At 71.4% G+C, this 1,705-nt stretch carries 3 protein-coding genes; 2 read left to right on the top strand and 1 reads right to left on the bottom strand.

Translation table 11 applies throughout. From position 1 onward, the window contains the following. Window positions 1-284: PhzF family phenazine biosynthesis protein (locus AC31A1_RS51010; protein WP_489659847.1), on the bottom strand; the 284-nt coding region annotated here is incomplete at its 3' end. Between the two features lie 110 nt (window positions 285-394). On the opposite strand from AC31A1_RS51010, the gene AC31A1_RS51005 reads away from it, so the two are divergent. Next, entirely contained in the window at window positions 395-1,438 is a 1,044-nt protein-coding gene (locus tag AC31A1_RS51005) for a permease (protein WP_489659846.1), read from the top strand. After that, on the top strand, window positions 1,435-1,705 hold a 271-nt coding region (locus tag AC31A1_RS51000), incomplete at its 3' end, for a DUF1980 domain-containing protein (RefSeq protein ID WP_489659845.1). The genes AC31A1_RS51005 and AC31A1_RS51000, both read left to right, overlap by 4 nt.

Here is a 1,705-nt window from a genome sequence, read left to right as displayed (position 1 = left end):
GTGCCCCGGTACTCGGTGCCTCCGGCGCGCTCCGCGAGGAAGGCCAGGGCGGCGACCGTCCCGTGGCCGCACGCGGGCAGTTCGCCTTCGGCGGTGAAGAAGCGAAGGAACACGGCCGACCCGCGCACCGCGACGAAGACGGCATGCGATGCCCCGGCGAGAACCGGCACCCGGCACCGCTCCTCGTCGCTCAACGGCACCTCGTCCAGCACCGCCGTCGGACTCCCACCCTGACCCTCCCGCAGACACGCGCGGACGATCGTGACGGGCAGTCGGCTGATCACACGAGAACCGTACTCCCGAGCCCCGACCTGCGGTCCGGACGGCGTGTGGGCGCGGCAGCGGCCGTACTCCTCGCTATGTTCGGTCACAACATCAGACATTCGGAGCAAAAATGCCAAAAACGGATGAGCTGCTTGATGTGACGGAGACGGTGTTCCCGGCCGCCGTCCGCCCACCCGAGCGACGGCGCCGCGTCCTCCGCAGGCCCCCGCCGGCCAAGGCACTCGTCATCGCGCTCGGACTCGCGGTGGCCGTCCTCGTGCTGTCGGGCACGCCGTGGCTGAACGACCCAGCCGTGGCGGCCTGGCGGACCGTCTGCCTGGCCATCACCGTGCAGGCGCTGCCCTTCCTCCTCCTGGGCACCGCCCTGTCCGGGGCCATCAACGCCTTTGTCCCGGCTGACCTGTTCACCAAGGTGCTGCCCAAGCGGGCCGCGCTCGCCGTCCCCGTCGCGGGCATCGCGGGAGCGGTCCTGCCGGGCTGTGAATGCGCGTCCGTGCCGGTCGCCAACAGCCTGATCCGCCGGGGCGTCACCCCGGCCGCCGCGTTCGCGTTCCTGCTCTCGGCGCCCGCGATCAACCCGATCGTGCTGACCGCCACCGCCGTCGCCTTCCCGGGCAGCCCCGCCATGGTGCTGGCCCGGCTGCTCGCCTCGCTCGCCACCGCCGCCGTCATGGGCTGGCTGTGGCTCTGGCTGGGGCGTGAGGAGTGGCTGCGGCCCGTCGTACGGCACACCGGACACCAGTCGGGGCACAGCCGCTTCACGGAGTTCCGGCTCGGCTTCCAGCACGACTTCCTGCACGCCGGCGGCTTCCTCGTGCTGGGCGCGATGGCCGCGGCCACCTTCAACGTGACCGTCCCGCGCTCCGTCCTCGACACCTTCTCCGGCTCGCCCTGGCTGTCCGTGCTGTTCCTGGCCGGGCTCGCCGTCGTCCTCGCGGTCTGCTCCGAGGCCGACGCCTTTGTGGCGGCTTCACTCACAGGCTTCTCGCCCACAGCCCGGCTGGCTTTCATGGTGGTCGGCCCCATGGTGGACCTGAAGCTGATCGCCCTTCAGGCGGGCACCTTCGGCCGGGCGTTCGCGGTGCGTTTCTCGACCGCTACCACCGTCGTGGCCGTGGCCGCCAGCGTCCTGATCGGAGGCGCCCTGCTGTGAAGCGCACCGCCCAAGTACTCCTCCTGGTCCTGACCGGCCTGGGCCTCCTGCACACCGCCCTCTTCACCGACCTCTACCTGCGCTACGTCAAGGAGGGCCTGCGCCCGCTCCTGATCATCTCCGGCGCCCTCCTGCTGCTCCTGGGCCTGGCGCACGCGATGTTCGACCGCGGATCCGGTAGCGGGGAGGAGCACGACCACGAGCACGGACACGACCACTCCACCGCCCCCCGCATCGCCTGGCTGCTCTTCCTCCCCGCGCTCAGCC

It is taken from the genome of Streptomyces sp. P5F9, assembly GCF_057961495.1.
Note: the sequence above shows the minus strand (reverse complement) of the source record. Positions and strands in the feature narration are given on the sequence as shown.